General features: G+C 70.5%; 16 protein-coding genes. 8 read left to right on the top strand and 8 right to left on the bottom strand.

What is annotated here, in order from left to right; genetic code table 11:
* The first annotated feature begins 121 nt into the window (after positions 1–121).
* Positions 122–2,320, top strand: coding sequence for a S46 family peptidase (locus MD221_RS05910; protein WP_425602208.1), 2,199 nt, complete (start codon positions 122–124; stop codon positions 2,318–2,320).
* Between the two features lie 118 nt (positions 2,321–2,438).
* Here MD221_RS05910 and MD221_RS05905 read toward each other — a convergent pair whose 3' ends face one another.
* From MD221_RS05905 to MD221_RS05885, 5 genes are all read right to left on the bottom strand, one after another.
* Positions 2,439–2,672 carry a DUF6289 family protein gene (locus MD221_RS05905; protein WP_242108495.1) on the bottom strand — a complete coding sequence of 78 codons (234 nt, stop codon included), beginning with the start codon at positions 2,670–2,672 and terminating at the stop codon, positions 2,439–2,441.
* Between the two features lie 22 nt (positions 2,673–2,694).
* The gene (locus MD221_RS05900) at positions 2,695–2,913 is read right to left on the bottom strand and encodes a DUF6289 family protein (RefSeq protein ID WP_242108494.1); all 219 of its coding nucleotides are present in this window, start codon (positions 2,911–2,913) and stop codon (positions 2,695–2,697) included.
* Positions 2,914–2,978: 65 nt separating this feature from the next.
* Entirely contained in the window at positions 2,979–3,203 is a 225-nt protein-coding gene (locus MD221_RS05895; protein WP_242108493.1) for a DUF6289 family protein, read from the bottom strand.
* Positions 3,204–3,277: 74 nt separating this feature from the next.
* Positions 3,278–3,502, bottom strand: a complete 225-nt coding sequence (locus tag MD221_RS05890) for a DUF6289 family protein (protein WP_242108492.1) — start codon at positions 3,500–3,502, stop codon at positions 3,278–3,280.
* 362 nt (positions 3,503–3,864) lie between these two features.
* The gene (locus MD221_RS05885) at positions 3,865–4,086 is read right to left on the bottom strand and encodes a hypothetical protein (RefSeq protein WP_242108491.1); all 222 of its coding nucleotides are present in this window, start codon (positions 4,084–4,086) and stop codon (positions 3,865–3,867) included.
* Positions 4,087–4,229: 143 nt separating this feature from the next.
* Here MD221_RS05885 and MD221_RS05880 point away from each other — a divergent pair, with 143 nt between their 5' ends.
* Positions 4,230–4,874 (top strand): histidine phosphatase family protein, encoded by a 645-nt coding sequence (locus MD221_RS05880; protein WP_242108490.1) that lies wholly within the window; start codon positions 4,230–4,232, stop codon positions 4,872–4,874.
* Between the two features lie 14 nt (positions 4,875–4,888).
* On the top strand, positions 4,889–6,160 hold the full coding sequence (gene folC, locus MD221_RS05875) for a bifunctional tetrahydrofolate synthase/dihydrofolate synthase (RefSeq protein WP_242108489.1): 1,272 nt from the start codon (positions 4,889–4,891) through the stop codon (positions 6,158–6,160).
* A gap of 37 nt (positions 6,161–6,197) precedes the next feature.
* Here folC and MD221_RS05870 read toward each other — a convergent pair whose 3' ends face one another.
* Positions 6,198–6,569: an antitoxin YezG family protein gene (locus MD221_RS05870; protein WP_242108487.1), complete on the bottom strand. Its 372-nt coding sequence runs from the start codon at positions 6,567–6,569 to the stop codon at positions 6,198–6,200.
* Between the two features lie 32 nt (positions 6,570–6,601).
* The gene (locus MD221_RS05865) at positions 6,602–7,405 is read right to left on the bottom strand and encodes a DNA/RNA non-specific endonuclease (RefSeq protein ID WP_242108485.1); all 804 of its coding nucleotides are present in this window, start codon (positions 7,403–7,405) and stop codon (positions 6,602–6,604) included.
* 354 nt (positions 7,406–7,759) lie between these two features.
* On the opposite strand from MD221_RS05865, the gene MD221_RS05860 reads away from it, so the two are divergent.
* The 4 genes from MD221_RS05860 to MD221_RS05845 all read left to right on the top strand — a co-directional run bounded on the left by MD221_RS05860 (position 7,760) and on the right by MD221_RS05845 (position 11,827).
* Entirely contained in the window at positions 7,760–8,761 is a 1,002-nt protein-coding gene (locus MD221_RS05860) for an SPOR domain-containing protein (protein ID WP_242108483.1), read from the top strand.
* Positions 8,762–8,980: 219 nt separating this feature from the next.
* Positions 8,981–10,453 (top strand): amidophosphoribosyltransferase, encoded by a 1,473-nt coding sequence (gene purF / locus MD221_RS05855; RefSeq protein ID WP_242108481.1) that lies wholly within the window; start codon positions 8,981–8,983, stop codon positions 10,451–10,453.
* Between the two features lie 38 nt (positions 10,454–10,491).
* Positions 10,492–11,052: a hypothetical protein gene (locus MD221_RS05850; protein ID WP_242108480.1), complete on the top strand. Its 561-nt coding sequence runs from the start codon at positions 10,492–10,494 to the stop codon at positions 11,050–11,052.
* Entirely contained in the window at positions 11,024–11,827 is an 804-nt protein-coding gene (locus MD221_RS05845; RefSeq protein WP_242108479.1) for a ferritin-like domain-containing protein, read from the top strand. The genes MD221_RS05850 and MD221_RS05845 overlap by 29 nt, the downstream gene beginning before the upstream one ends.
* A 134-nt stretch (positions 11,828–11,961) precedes the next feature.
* On the opposite strand, the gene MD221_RS05840 is transcribed toward MD221_RS05845, so the two are convergent.
* Entirely contained in the window at positions 11,962–12,681 is a 720-nt protein-coding gene (locus MD221_RS05840) for a UDP-2,3-diacylglucosamine diphosphatase (protein WP_242108478.1), read from the bottom strand.
* Positions 12,682–12,912: 231 nt separating this feature from the next.
* On the opposite strand from MD221_RS05840, the gene gltX reads away from it, so the two are divergent.
* Complete coding sequence (gene gltX, locus MD221_RS05835) at positions 12,913–14,337, top strand: glutamate--tRNA ligase (protein WP_242108477.1); 1,425 nt, start codon at positions 12,913–12,915, stop codon at positions 14,335–14,337.
* The last annotated feature ends 81 nt before the right edge of the window (positions 14,338–14,418 follow it).

The following is a 14,418-nucleotide window of genomic DNA, read 5'->3' as shown; positions in this document are numbered from 1 at the left end:
ATTGTACCCCCGCGCCCGCGGGCCGCCGCCGCGCGCGGCGCGCCGCCGTTCATGACCGCCGGCAGTTGCCTGGGGCCTGCCGCTATGCCTATGGTCCGGTTTTTGGTCATGAGGAATCACCGTGCATATGCGTATGTTGCCCCTCGGCATCACCAGCGCGCTGCTGCTGTCCACGGCGGCGAGCGCCAACGAAGGCATGTGGGTGCCGCAGCAATTGCCCGAGATCGCGCCGGCGCTGCAGCAGGCCGGGCTGAAGCTCGATCCCAGGCAGCTCGCCGACCTGACCGGCGATCCGGTGGGCGCGGTGGTGTCGCTGGGCGGGTGCACGGCCAGCTTCGTGTCGCCGCAGGGACTGGTGATCACCAACCATCACTGCGCGTACGGCGCGATCCAGCTCAATTCGACGCCGGAAAAGAACCTCATCGCGAGCGGCTTCAATGCCGCGGGCCGCAACGACGAGCTCAGCGCCGGTCCCAATGCCCGCATCCACGTGCTCGACTCGATCGAGGACGTCACCGACCGGATCAGGGCGGCGGTCGCCGCGGCGCCGGACGCGCTGGCGCGGACCGAGGCGCTCGACAAGGCCGAGAAGCAGATGGTGGCCGCGTGCGAACAGGGCGGCGGCTACCGCTGCGAGCTTTACAGCTTCTCCGGCGGCAACGCCTACCGCCTGTTCAAGAGCCTGGAGATCCGCGACGTGCGCCTGGTGTACGCGCCGCCCGGCAGCATCGGCAACTTCGGCGGCGAGGTCGACAACTGGATGTGGCCGCGCCACACCGGCGACTTCTCCATCTATCGCGCCTATGTCGGCAAGGACGGCAAACCGGCCGCCTATGCCGCCGACAACGTGCCCTACCAGCCCAAGCATTGGCTGAAGTTCGCCGACAAGCCGCTCGCGGCCGGCGATTTCGTCATGGTGGCCGGATACCCGGGCTTCACCAACCGCTACGCGCTGGCGCAGGAATTCGAGAACGCCGCCGACTGGTCCTACCCGACGATCTCGCGCCATTACAAGCAGGTGATCGCCCTGGTCCAGGCCGAGGGCGCCAAGACGCCCGACATCGCGGTGAAGTACGCCAATACCGTGCGCAACTGGGAAAACGTCTCGAAGAACTACGACGGCCAGATCGACGGCTTCAAGCGCATCGACGCGCCTGCGCGCAAGCGCGCCGAGGAGAGCGCCGTGCTGGAATGGCTGCGCGGTCGCGGCGAGTCGGGGCAGGCCGCCCTGCAGGCGCACGAGAAGCTGGTGGCGCTCTCCAACGAAACCAGGCAGACGCGCGATCGCGACTTCCTGGTCGGCCAGTTCAACGGCACCGGCGCCATCGGCACGGCGATCACGCTGTACCGGCTGAGCCTGGAGCGCGCCAAGCCCGACGCCGAGCGCGAAGTCGGCTACCAGGAGCGCGACCTGCCCACCATCGAGGGCGCGCTGAAGCAGATGGACCGGCGCTACGTGCCGAGCATGGACGGCGTCCTGCAGCGCTACTGGCTCACCCAGTACGTCGATCTGCCCAAGCAGCAGCGTCTGGCGGCGCTGGACCGCTGGCTGGGCGGCGATAGCGAGAAGGCCGTCTCGCGCGCCGTCGCCAGGCTGGCCAAGACCAGGCTGGGCGACGCCGCCGAGCGCGGCAAGTGGTTCACGGCCGACAGCAAGGCGTTCGAAAGCAGCAAGGACCCGGCGATCCAGTACGCGGTGGCGCTGATGCCGGCCCTGCTCGAGCAGGAGCGCGCGCGCAAGACCCGCGAGGGCGAGAACCTGCTCGCGCGCCCGCTGTACCTGCAGGCGGTCGCCGACTACCGCAAGGGCAAGGGCGAGGCGGTGTACCCGGACGCCAATTCCTCGCTGCGCATCACCTTCGGCAACGTCAAGCCGTACACCAAGCTCAGCGGCGCGGCGCAGTTGCCGTTCACCACGCTCGAACAGGTGGCCGCCAAGAGCACGGGCAAGGAGCCCTTCGACGCGCCCAAGCCGCTGCTGGACGCCATCGCCGCCAAGCGCTACGGCGGACTGGCCGACCCGAAGCTCGGCACCGTGCCGGTCAATTTCCTCTCCGACCTGGACATCACCGGCGGCAATTCCGGTTCGCCCGTGCTCGACGCGCAGGGCCGCCTGGTCGGCCTGGCCTTCGACATGAACTGGGAGGCCGTGGTCTCGAACTGGGTGTTCGATCCGGCCATGACGCGGATGATCTCGGTCGACGGGCGCTACGTGCGCTGGATCCTGCAGGAGGCCTATCCGGCGCCGCAGCTGCTGCAGGAGATGAACCTGGCGCCGCGCCAGGCGCCCGTGGGCAAGAACAAGAAGAAGCGGCGATAGGCTTCGCCGCCAAGCGGCATCATCGACCGGTTGGAAACGGCGGCAGGGGATCCTGCCGCCGTTTTCGCTTTCGTGGGCGCAGTCGCCGGGATTGCCTTTCCGACGATGCGCCTGCGCGTCATTCCACCGGCGGCGGACAGTTCATGTGCGTCTTGACGGCGTTGGCGGTGCGTTCGCCCCATTCCCGAACCTCGCTGGAATAGCAGGGAATCCAGGCCTGCCCGACGACCTGGTTGTCGGCGTCCCGGTAATAGACGTAGTCGCCGGGCTGGGTGGGATAAAGCACGGCCCAGGCGGCGGTTGCGCCCAGCGCGGTCGTCAAGGCAAGTGCGAGCGTCAGTCGGATACGCATGGTCGATCTCTCCTTCGATGGCTCAACGCGGATTGCAGAACAGGTGGCCGTTGGTGATCGAATTCGAGGTGCGCGTGCCGCTGTAGCTGAAGACGCCTTCGCAGCTCACGATCCAGGTGCCGACGACATTGCCCTGGTCGTCCAGGTACACGCCCATGTCGCCGTTGTTGGGGCGGGCGAGGGCGTAGCCGGCGGCCAGCACGGCGGCCAGGCCAAGGGCGGCGACGAGTTTCTTGCGCATGGGTAACTCCTCTCTTTTTGTGGTGCGGGATGATCGGTCGCGGGTCGGATGCTATGCGGACGGCATCAGACGTCGGGATCGCAGATGAAAACGCCGGTCGCGCGATTGCGCGTGGGCTTGCCCCAGCTTTCGACGCTGCCGTCGCAATGGACGGCGTAGTAGCCGACCACGGTGCCGTTCTCGTCGAGGTAGTGGACGAATTCGCCGCGGCCGACGTCCGGCGCGGCGGCGGCCGTGCTGCCGATGGCGAGCGCCGTCGCCAGGCCCAGGTGAATGAGCGCTTTTCTCATGTCGTTGCTCCTGTTGGACGCGCGGATGCGGGCGGCCGGCGGTGCCGGTCGCGGGAAGGCCGCATCCGGCCGGATCAGTGTTGCGGACAGGTGGTATGCCCGACGTCGAATTTGTCGGTACGGACGCCTTCTTCGTAGAGCTTGCCGTCGCAGTCCATCCAGGCGTTGCCTACGACGCTGCCGCTCTGGTCGTAGTAGAAATAGAACTCGCCGATCTCGTCCGGGCCGGGAGGCACGGCGAGGGCGGCGGTGGTCACCAGCAAGGCCCCCAGGCCCAGGCCCATCGATCTCTTTCGCATCAGAGTTTCCTCGATTGAATGGATTGAACTCGTCGCGTCCGTGCCGATCCCCCCATGAAACGAACCATGGAGATTCGCGCGGCACCACGGCATTTGCACGATGCGCTGCAGCAAATGTGAAGTGCGTCAGGAAACCGTGCGCGTCGCTGCCGATGTCGAGGAGAAGAAGTTGCGTGCGAAACGAAAATCGAGAAGCGCGACATCGCCTGCCGGGACGCGGCCCGCTCGAAGCGCAGGCCGGAGAAGCGCAAGCCGGACCGGAGACCGGCCCGGCCTGCGGATGCGCGCGCCGTTCGAGCGGCCGATGCGGCCGATGCGGTCGAGCCGGCCGGCGGTGCCGTGGCGCGCGTTGCGGACGACCGTCAGCAGCTGACGGTGAACGATCCGATGTAATCGTCGGTGACGAGGCCGACGATGGAGATCTCGCCGGTGCACGGATTGTGGACCGCGCGGCCCACTTCCACCCCGTCCTGGAAATAGGTGCGGACTTCGCCGGGCGCCGGCAGGTTCGAACCCTTGCCGGCCACGGCGGCGCTGCTGGCCACGGCCAGCGCCAATGCCAGCCACAATGTCTTTCTGTTCATCGATCGACTCCTTGGATCGCGTCGGCCAATCGCCGACCCGGTGAGGCTGGCCCCATGGCGCTCCGGATGCATGGCGCAGTGCATCAATGGGGCGGTGAGTCTGATACCCTGCCGCGCCCCCATCGCACTCGTCCCGACGCCGCATGAAGATCCTGCTCGCCCGCCACGGTGAAACGCCCTGGAACGCCGAGGGCCGCTATCAGGGCCAGGAGGACATCGCGCTGTCGGCGATCGGCGAGGCCCAGGCCGCGGCGCTGGGCGAGCGCCTGGGCGAGGTGCGCATCGATCGCGCGGTGGCCTCGCCGCTGGCGCGCGCGCGGCGCACCGCGGAGCTGGCGCTGGGCGCATCGAGAGCGCAGGCGCTGACGCTCGATCCCGGGCTGATGGAGATCGCGCACGGCACCTGGGAGGGCCTGCTGGCCAGCGAGATCCGCGAGCGCGACCCGCAGCGCCTGCAGGCCTGGCGCGACGCGCCCGACAGCGTGCAGATGCCGGAGGGCGAGTCCCTGCAGCAGGTCTTCGATCGCGCCTGGCCGGCGCTGGCGCGCGCCTGCGAGGGCCTGCGTCCGGCCGACACGCTGCTGGTGGTGGCGCACGATGCCGTCAACCGGGTGCTGCTGTGCCGGGTGCTGGGCATCCCGTTCTCGCGGCTGTGGACGTTCCGCCAGGCGCCGACCACGCTGAACCTGCTCGAGGGCGACGACGTCGACCACCTCGACGTGGTGCGCCTGAACGACTGCGCCCATCACACGCCGTTCTTCGGCGAAGCGGTGCACCGCGCACTCTAGGGGGCGGCGCAACCATGCAATCGCTGGGCGACTGGCTGGCCTACATCGAGCGCCAGCACCCCAAGACCATCGACATGGGGCTGGAGCGCGTGCGCGAGGTCGCCGGACGCCTGGGGCTGGGCAGGCCCGGCAAGCGCGTGATCGTAGTCGGCGGCACCAACGGCAAGGGATCGACGGTGGCTTTCGCCGAGGCGATCGCGCGCGCGGCCGGCTGGAAGACCGGCGCCTACACCTCGCCGCACCTGCTGCGCTACAACGAGCGCGTGCGCATCGACGGGCGCGATGCCGACGACGACGCGCTGGTCGCCGCCTTCGAGGCGGTGGAGGCCGCACGCGGGACCACGCCGCTGACGTATTTCGAGTACGGCACGCTGGCCGCGTTCCGGCTGTTCGAGCGCGCCGGACTCGACCTGGCGATCCTCGAGGTCGGCCTCGGCGGCCGCCTGGACGCGGTCAACCTGGTCGACGCCGACGTCTCGGTGATCACCACGGTCGATCTCGACCACCAGGACTACCTCGGCGAGGACCGCGAGGCGATCGGCTTCGAGAAGGCGGGCATCGCCCGCGCCTGGAAACCGCTGGTGCTGGGCGAGGACGATCCGCCCTCGAGCGTGCTCGGCCACGCCTACGCCATCGGCGCCTCGACCTGGCGCGCCAACAACGATTTCTTCTTCGAGCGCATCGACGCCGCGACGTGGCGCTGGCGCGAGGTGGGGTTCGAGGCCGTGCTGCCGATGCCCGCATTGGTCGCCCCCGTGCAGCTGCGCAACGCCGCCACCGCGATCGCCGCGCTGCGCGCGCTCGAGCTCGCCGATCCGGCGGACGACATCGCCGAGGCCGCGCTTGCGCGCGGCGTCGCGCAGGCGCGCGTGCCGGGGCGTCTGCAGGCCTTCGTCCGCGACGGCGTCGAGATCGTGGTCGACGTCGGCCACAACCCGCAGGCCGCGCGCGAACTGGCCGCCTGGCTGCGCGCGGCGCCGGCCGCCGGCCGCACGTTCGCCGTCTACGCCGCGCTGGCGGACAAGGATGCGGCTGGCGTGGTCGATGCGCTGGGCGGGGAGGTGCAGGGCTGGTACGTCGCCGGGCTCCGCGATGCCGGGCCGCGCGGGCTCGACGTCGACGCGTTCGCGCAGCGGCTGGCCGGCGGCCCTGCGGCCGCGGCCGAGCGCCATGCCGAGGTCGCCGGCGCGCTGGCGTCCGCGCGCGCGCAGGCGCGCGAGGGCGATCGCATACTGGTGTTCGGTTCGTTCCACACCGCGGCGGCCGCACTCGCCATCCTGGGCTGACGGCACCGACGATCCCGGTGCCGGCCGCGCGCGGCGGTCAGGGACGCGCGCGCCGCGCGATCTCCGCCGCCGTCGACGGCGTGACGTGCCAGCGCTCGGGGTCGTCGTACTCGAAATCCACCACCGCCTTGCCGGTGCCGCGGTCGAGCTTGACCACGCAGGCGCGCCACGGCGCCTGGCCGTCGAGGCGGGTGGCCTCGCGCAGCGCATCGAGGCGGCCTTCCAGCTCCAGCCCCGCCGGGGTGGCCGGCTGTGCGGCATCCTCGCCGAGGTAGCGGAAGCCGTTGAGCTTGGACACGCCGTCGCCGTACCACGCCACCAGCGCGTACTTGTCCCACGGCTTGGACGCGACCTTGGGGTCGGAGACGATCAGGCGGCCGATCTCGACGATCAGTGCGTCCTTATCCACGTTGCGGCACCTCGCGTACGGTCATGCGGCGGTCACATGTCCTGGCGCGGCACGCGGTCGAAGGTCTGACCGGCCTCGTTGCGGAAGGTGACGCGCTGATCGTACACGACGCTGCCGTCGGTCGGATCGGTGACCTCGTAGGACACGTGCACTTGCTCCGGACGGTCGGCCTCGGCGGGCGTCAGCTCCACCGTGATGTGCACGTCCTTGCCGCTGTCGATCCAGTCGGCCCATTCGTTCTCGAGCTTCTTGTAGGCGCCGACGTTGAAGTTGCCGTTCTGCGGGAACAGGTTCTTCAGCCCCTGGTCCTTGACGAAGCGATGGCCGATCAGATGCCCGCCCTGGTCGCCTTCGACGCCGCGGTCGGCGGCCTCGCGCTGGGCGCGGGTCTCGGCCGAACTGCGGTCGATGCCGGTGAAGACCTCGGTCAGGTCGGCTTCGGCGCGGATCGGGCGGCCCTGGCTGTCGTTGGTCCAGGTGACGGTGTTCTCGCCGATGTGTTCGGTGGTCTGGGTGGTGCCGTTCGCCTGCGCGGCCGGCGACAGCGGCGCGCCGCCGGTCAGGCCCAGCAACTGGGGCGCGTCGTCGTCCTCGAAGCGATGCGGCCCGGCGCCTGCGGGCTTGCCGGCCGACAGCGCCGCGTAATCCTCGCGCACCGTGCGCGGGCTGTGCGTCTCCACCGCATGGGCGACGCCATCCTTGCCGAACACGCCCTCGATCCGGGCCAGCTGCGGCGCCTCCAGCTTGCCGGCGAGCTCGTTGACCAGATCGGTGCGCTCGCCGATGGACAGCGCGTCCACGTCCGTGGCCAGCTGCGCCTCCTGGGCGGGGGTCATCGCGCGGATGGCCGCGTCGGCGGCGGCGGGGTCGGCCCGCTTCAGCGCCGGTGGCGTCGGCGGCGGGGGCGGTGGAGGCGGCGGAAGATAGGGGGTTCGATCATCGACGCGCACGACCATGGCTGTCCCTTACGGCGACCGGTTCCGGTACCGGCAAGTCTAGGGAGGGCACGTGACGGCCGGTACTGGGGAACACCCTAGCTTCGGTGGCGCGCGACGTCGCGCGCACGGCGTCGCCGGCATGTACGGCGTCTGTACGCGCGATGCCGCCGGCCTCGCGCAACGGGCCGCGTGCGGGCCTCCGTCACAGCGCGCGGGTATAATTTGCGGGCCCGTCCGCTTTCGCGAGTCTCGATGGAATCCCAACTCAAACAGCGCCTGATCGGCGCGGCCGTGCTGGTCGCCCTGGCGGTGATCTTCCTGCCGATGCTGGTGAAGGGTCCGGCGCCCGACAGCGGGGTCTCCGACGTTCCGCTCAAGACTCCGGAAGCGCCGCAGGGCGACATGCAGACCCGCGATCTGCCGCTGGTGGCCCCGGCCGACGCTCCGGCCAACGGCGCCACCGGCATGCCGGCGCCGCCGGCCTCCGGCGATGCGCTGCCGACCGTCGATACCACCGCGCCCGGTGCCACGGGACAGCCCGGGCCTTCGCCCGACGCCGCCGACCTGGCCGGGCCCGAACCGATGCTGCCGCCCAGCGCGGCCGGCGGCGACTACGCGGTGCACTTCGGCGCCTACGCCAGCAGCGTCAGCGCCGACACCGTGGTCTCGCGCCTGCGCGGCGCGCAATTGCCGGCCTACCGCGAGAGCACCAGCCTGAACGGCAAGACCGTCTGGCGCGTGCGCGTGGGGCCGTACGCCAGCCGCGCCGACGCCGAAACCGTGCGCCTGCGCGCCAACGAGGTCGGCAACCAGTCCACCTCGCGCGTGGTGGCGCTCGATGCCGCCGACGCGGCCACGCCCGCCGCCACGGCGAGCGCTTCCAAACCGGCGCCCGCCAAACCCGCCCCCGAGCCGGCCAAGCCGCAGCCGTTGCCGCCGGAGCCGAGCAAGCCGGTTGCGACCGCCAAGCCGGAGCCGGCCAAGCCCGCGCCCGCGCCCAAGCCCTCGGGCGCCGCGTCGGTGGGCTTCGCCGTGCAATTGGGCGCCTTCAGCAGCGCCGACCAGGCCAACAAGAAGCGCGACGAACTGCGCGCCGCCGGCTTCAGCGCCTTCGTGCAGACGGTCAAGACCGACAAGGGCTCGCTGACCCGCGTGCTGGCCGGCCCGGTGGTCAGCCGCGCCGACGCCGATCGCCTCAAGGCGCAGATCAAGGCCAAGACCGGCACGGACGGGATGGTCCGCCCGCATCCATAATAGGCACGCGGCAGGCGCGGATCGCCCGCGCCGCCCGAGCCGCGAGCCCGGCGCAGGCCCGGCTCGTCCCGAACCCCGGACGCCGATGCGCCCGGTGCCCGACGCGGCCGTTTCCGGCCGCGCTGGCGAACCGCCCCTGGCGGCGCGCCAGGCGCACGGATCGCGCGCCAGCTTCTTCCGCGCTCCATCCCACATGTTCCATTCCAGGCAGATCGAGTTATGTGCGGCATCGTCGGCATCGTCGGAACCACCGAAGTCGCGGCAGCGTTGTATGACGGGCTGACCGTGCTCCAGCATCGCGGGCAGGACGCGGCGGGCATCGCCACCGCCAACGGCGCGCAGCTGCGCGTGCACAAGGGCAACGGCCTGGTGCGCGACGTCTTCGACGCCAAGGCGATGCGGCTGCTGGAAGGGCGCGTGGGCATCGGCCATTGCCGCTATCCCACCGCCGGCAGCGAGGGCAGCGACGAGGCGCAGCCGTTCTACGTCAATTCGCCCTACGGCATCGCCCTGGCGCACAACGGCAACCTGATCAATACCGACGCGCTGCGCCGCGAGGTGTTCGAGCAGGACCGCCGCAACATCAACACCGAGTCCGACTCGGAAGTACTGCTCAACGTGTTCGCCCACGAGCTCGACCGCGAGCGGGCGCTGACCCCGGAGGCGGCGTTCAAGGCCATCGAGGGCGTCAACCGCCGCGCCAAGGGCGGCTACGCCGTGGTCGCCACCGTGCTCGGCCTGGGCCTGGTCGCGTTCCGCGACCCGTACGGCATCCGTCCGCTGGTGCTCGGCCGCCGCAGCACCGACGCCGGCACCGAGTACTGCATCGCCTCCGAATCGGTGGCGCTGGACATCCTCGGCTTCGAGCGCCTGCGCGACGTGCAGCCGGGCGAGGGCATCGTGGTCACCGCGCGCGGCGAGCTGCACACGCGCATGTGCGCGCAGCCGCAGCAGCACGCACCGTGCATCTTCGAGTACGTGTACTTCGCCCGCCCGGACTCGATGATCGAGGAGATCTCGGTGCACAAGGCGCGCATGCGCATGGGCGTGACCCTGGGCGAGAAGATTCTGCGCCAGCGCCCCGACCACGACATCGACGTGGTGATCCCGATCCCGGACACCTCGCGCGATTCCGCGCTGGAGATCGCCAACGTCCTCAACGTGAAATACCGCGAGGGCTTCATCAAGAACCGCTACGTCGGCCGCACCTTCATCATGCCGGGGCAGGGCGAGCGCGCGAAATCGGTCAAGCGCAAGCTCAACCCGATCCCGCTGGAGTTCAAGAACCGCGTGGTGCTGCTGGTGGACGACTCGATCGTGCGCGGCACCACCTCCAAGCAGATCGTGCAGATGGCGCGCGACGCCGGCGCGCGCAAGGTCTACCTGGCCTCCGCCGCGCCGCCGGTGCGCCACCCGAACATCTACGGCATCGACATGCCCTCGTCGGACGAGCTGATCGCGCACGGCCGCACCGAGCAGGAAATCCAGCAGTTCCTCGGCTGCGACTGGCTGATCTACCAGGACCTGGCCGACCTCGAAGCGGCCGTGGCCGGGCCGAAGTTCGTCGGCCGCGTGTTCGACAGCTCCTGCTTCAGCGGCGAGTACGTCACCGGCATCGAGCCGGGCTATTTCGAGCGCCTGCAGCAGCTGCGTTCCGACGAGGCCAAGAAGAAGCGGCGCCTGGCTTCGTGAGGCGCGCGGGCGGCAGATGGGTCGCCGTGCCGATGCTCATGGCGGCGCTGGCCGCCTGCCACCGCGACGGCGGCGAGGCATCGCCGGTCGCCGGGCTCGACGATCCGCGCGTGGCGCAGGGCCAGTCCGCCGATGAAATCCTGTTGCAGACCCCCATGGCCGGGTATCTGGACGAGCATTTCCGCACCGTGGCCGGCGGTCCCGAGGTGCTCGGGGCGGCGCGCATCGGACCGGACATCGTCAAGGTGTACCTGACGCGGCCGGTCCAGCCGGCGGAATCCCTCGCGCACCCATATGTGGCCTATGCCGCCGACTGCAGGACGCGGCGGATGCGGGTGGCCGGCGCGGGCGACACGTTCGATGCCGTCTCGCGGGGCATGGGCGCGCAGGCGGCGGTCACGCCGTGGCCCGCGCATGCTGGGCAGGCCGCGGTGCTCGAAACGGTCTGCGCCAACCGGATGCGCTGCGAGTTTCTCGCGAAGGACAATCCCTGCAGGCGCGAGATGCTCCGGCGCCTCGAACGCGCGAACGCCGCAGCGGCCGCATCGATGCAACCGCCGGAGCCGGAACATGGCGAGCCTCCAGCACGCCGCGAGTGAATGCCTGGCGGCGGCCGGCCCGGACGACAAGGTCGCCATGACCTTCGCCGCCGCCGCCGCGTTCGGCCGCGGCGAACTGCAACCCGATGCCGCGGCGACGCCCGTCGATCCGATCCGCATGCCCGGGCGGCCGGCGCGGCCGTTGCTGGTGCATCCGCGCGACCTGCCCAGGCGCGGCTTCGGCACGCCCGAGGGGCGCGCGGCCTTCGTGCATTCCATCGCCCACATCGAGTTCAACGCCATCGACCTGGCCTGGGACGCGGTGTACCGCTTCCGCGGCATGCCGGCGCGCTATTACGCCGACTGGGTGGGCGTGGCCAACGACGAGGCCCGGCACTTCGTGCTGCTGCGCGAGAGGCTGCAGCAGCTCGGCCACGACTACGGCGACTTCGACGCGCACAACGGACTGTGGGAGATGGCCGAGAAGACCGCCCACGACGGCCTGGCGCGCATGGCCCTGGTGCCGCGCGTGCTGGAGGCGCGCGGGCTCGACGTCACCCCGGGCATGATCGTGAAGCTGCGTTCGCTGGGCGACGATGCCACCGCGGACATCCTCGAGGTGATCCTGCGCGAGGAGATCGCGCACGTCGCCGCGGGCAGCCGCTGGTTCCGCTGGCATTGCGAGCGCGCGGGCGTGGCGCCGGAACCGAAGTTCCGCGAACTGCTCGCCGAGTACGCGCGCGCCGTGCTGCACGGGCCGTTCAACGTGCAGGCGCGCAGCGCGGCGGGATTCAGCGACGAGGAACTGCGCGCGCTGCAGCAGATCGCCTCCTGAACCGCGCCGATCCTCGAGAGCTCGCAGGGCCTCTCGCCCGTCATTCCGTCATTCCTGCGAAAGCAGGAATCCAGTGCCTTTGTTTCCAAAGCCTCAAACCGGCAGGTTTTGGGCTCCGGACGTGCCCCCTCGGCCTACAGGCTCGCCAGCTCCATGCCGCCGTCGCCCACGCGCAGCACCGATCCCTGTTCGTACCAGTCGCCGAGCACGATGCGCGTCTGCGCGCCGTCGCGATGGATCGCGGGACGGTGCGTGTGGCCGTGGATGATGGTGTCGACGCCGTAGCGCGCGAACGTCTCCGCCACCGTCTGCGGCGAGACGTCGGTGATGGTTTCCATGGTGCCGGCCTCGCGCAGCTCGCCCTGGCGCGCCTGGCTGGCGGCGCGCGCCTGCTGCGCGAAGGCCAGGCGCGCGGCCAGCGGCTGCGCCAGGAACTGCTGCTGCCAGGCCGGCGCGCGCGTCATCGCGCGGAACTGCTGGTAGGCGGTGTCGTCGGTGCACAGCAGGTCGCCGTGCATCAGCAGCACCGGCCGGCCCTGCAGCTGCACCACGGTCGGGTCGGCGAGCAGGGTCATGCCGGCGCGGCGCGCATAGTCCTCGCCGACCAGGAAATCGCGGTTGCCGTGCATGAAGAACACCGGTACGCCGCCATCGCGCAGGGCCTTGAGCCGCTGCGCCACGAAGGCGCCGGTCTCGGAAGGATCGTCGTCGCCCACCCAGGCCTCGAACAGGTCGCCGAGGATGTACAGCGCCTCGGCTGCCGGCGCCTCCCGATCGACGAATTCGCCGAACAGGCGGGTGACCTCCGGGCGCGCCGGATCCAGATGCAGATCGGAGATGAAGAGCGTGGTCATGGAGCCATTCTATTCCTTGCCCGCATCCAGGCCGGATGGGCCGGCAGAACGGCCGTTCGAGGTCTCCGTCGCCGTCCTCGGCGCCACGATCCGGGTTCCGTGAGCCGGCCCGTCCGCTCGCATGGCCTCGCGCTCGGCGGCGTCGCGGCCCGCGGGGCTCGAGCACGCGGCTTCCCCCGGTAAAACCACGCCCGGTAAAATCCTGCCATTCCGCCGCTCGCCGACTCGCCCATGACCTGCCGTACCCGCTTCGCCCCCAGCCCCACCGGATACCTGCACATCGGCGGCGCGCGCACCGCGCTGTACTGCTGGCTGGAAGCGCGCCGGCGCGGCGGGCAGTTCATCCTGCGCATCGAGGACACCGATCGCGAGCGCAGCACCCAGGCGGCGATCGACGCCATCCTGCAGGCGATGGACTGGCTGGGCCTGGACTACGACGAGGGCCCGATCTACCAGACCCGGCGCCTGGAGCGCTACCGCGAGGTGGCCGAGCAGCTGGTCGCGGCCGGACACGCCTATTACGCCTACGAGACCAAGGAAGAGCTGGAGGCGATGCGCGAGGCGGCGATGGCGCGCAACGAGAAGCCGCGCTACAACGGCGCCTACCGCGACCGCGCCGACCGCGCCTTCGACGAGGCGCATCGCGACGATCCCAATCGCGTGATCCGCTTCAGGAATCCGCTGGACGGCGCCGTCGCCTGGGACGACAAGGTCAAGGGCCGCATCGAGATCAGCAACGGCGAGCTCGACGACCTGGTGATCTTCCGTTCCGACGGCTATCCGACCTACAACTTCGCCGTGGTCGTCGACGATCTCGACATGGGCATCACCGACGTGGTGCGCGGCGACGACCACGTCAACAACACGCCGCGCCAGATCAACATCTACCAGGCGCTCGGCGCCCCGGTGCCGCATTTCGCGCACCTGCCGATGATCCTCGACCCGGAAGGCGCCAAGCTCTCCAAGCGCACCGGCGCCGCCGACGTGATGCAGTATCGCGACGAAGGCTACCTGCCGCACGCGCTGCTGAACTACCTGGTGCGGCTGGGCTGGTCGCACGGCGACCAGGAGATCTTCTCGATCGGGGAGATGACGCGCCTGTTCGACCTGAAGGACGTCAACGCCAAGGCCTCGCGCCTGGATCCGGCCAAGCTCGGCTGGCTCAACCAGCAGTACCTGAAGAGCGACGACCCGAACGATGTCGCCCCGCACCTGGAATGGCATCTGCGCGAGGCGGGCTACGACCTGGCCCGGGGACCGGCGCCGTCCGACATCGTGGTGGCGCTGCGCGACCGCGTGCAGACGCTCAAGGACATGGCCGCGCGCGCCGCGGTCTGGTATGGCCCGCTCACGCATTACGACGACGCCGCGGTCGCCAAGCATCTGGTGCCCGCCGCCGCCGCGCCGCTGGCCGACGCGCGCGCGCGCCTGGCGGCGCTGCCGGCGTGGAGCGCCGAAACGGTGAGCCAGGCCCTGCACGCGAGCGCCGAAGCGCTCGGCATCGGCATGGGCAAGATCGCGCAGCCGCTGCGCGTGGCGATCACCGGGACGCAGGTGAGTCCGGATATTTCACATACCGTTTATCTGGCGGGGCAGGAGGAAGCCCTGCGCCGCATCGACGCCGCGCTGCGGAAGATTCCCGCCGCCGCCGATTGAGCGGGCGGGTCCGTCGGATCGCGGGATCGCGCCGGTCGCGATCCCGGCCGTTTCGGCCGTGTTTTCATGGCCTTGCGCGCG

The sequence above is a fragment of the Luteimonas aquatica genome (assembly GCF_022662575.1).
Taxonomy (GTDB): Bacteria; Pseudomonadota; Gammaproteobacteria; order Xanthomonadales; family Xanthomonadaceae; genus Luteimonas; species Luteimonas aquatica.
The sequence above is the reverse complement of the archived record's forward strand: the minus strand, read 5'-3'. Positions and strand labels throughout refer to the sequence as shown.